Source organism: Streptomyces sp. NPDC000878 (assembly GCF_053599695.1).
The window spans coordinates 1-1,035 of the sequence record NZ_JBSFMT010000193.1 but is presented as its reverse complement, the minus strand read 5'-3'; the positions used below and the strand labels follow the sequence as shown (position 1 = coordinate 1,035).

Sequence of the window (1,035 nt, the reverse complement as noted above, 5' to 3'; positions counted from 1 at the left end):
GCCTCCCCCCCCGTGCCCGTTGTGGGCTGGGGGGGGGGGGGGCGCCCCCCCCCCCCAGGGATGGGACGGGTAGGGGCGGCGGGGGCGAAAAACACCCCCTACGACGCCCGCCACCCCCGAGCCCGCCCCCGAGGCACCACAACCGCCGCCCACACCACCAACAACAGCCCCGCCCCCCCCCCCACCCCAACCAGCACAGCCCGCCGCGTAGGCAAAGCCCCAGGATCACCAGGCAACCGCACCGGCCCCTGCTGCCCCGAAGCAGCCCCCACAGCCCCCTCCTCCCCAGGCCCCACAGACGTCACCGCCGCATACGGATCCAACCGAGGCACCGCATCGGGATACGCCGTCGACACCAGCCGCGCCGCGACCTGCGCAGCAGTCAGCCCAGGATGCGCAGCCCGCACCAGAGCCGCCGCACCGGCCACGAACCCCGCCGCGAACGACGCCCCGGACCCGATGTAGTGCCCACTGCCCCGTGGCCCGGGGCCGACCACACCGTCACCGGGCGCAGCCAGATCGGAGTCGAGCGGCACCAGCGCGTTGTCCGGCCGCCCCCCGGTCGAGTCCACGTCCAGCACGGACAGCACCCCCTCCTGCGCCGCAGGCCAGTACGCACGCGGCTCGGGCGCGTCGTCGGCACCGGAGGACGAACCGCCGCTGCTCCTGGCCGGCGGATCGGGAACCGCGGCGGCCACCACCAGCGCATCGCGCGCGACCGCGTCCTCGACGGCGGCGGTCAGCTCCGCCGACCCCTGCACCAGCGCGGGCGACACCTCGACGACCTTCGCCCCGGCCTGCACCGCGGCGCGGATCCCCGCCGCGACGCTGGCCGCCGTGGCGGCGCCCCGGGCGTCGGTCCCGCGCACAGCCACGATGCGGGCCTGCTGGGCGACCCCCGCGAACCGGACCCCGTCCGTCGTCGCGGACGCGATCAGCCCGGCGACGAAACTGCCGTGCCCCACACAGTCCTGCCCCGCCTCCCCGACCGCCTTCACCCGCCCCTTCAGCGCGGGCGCGGTCGTGGACACCCCG

1 protein-coding gene is annotated in these 1,035 nt (G+C 76.9%); it reads right to left on the bottom strand.

Annotated features, from left to right (window positions below; genetic code table 11):
* Nucleotides 1-98 precede the first annotated feature (98 nt).
* A partial coding sequence (locus ACWDR4_RS50115; protein WP_450418876.1) for a S8 family serine peptidase occupies nt 99-1,035 on the bottom strand: 937 nt, incomplete at its 5' end.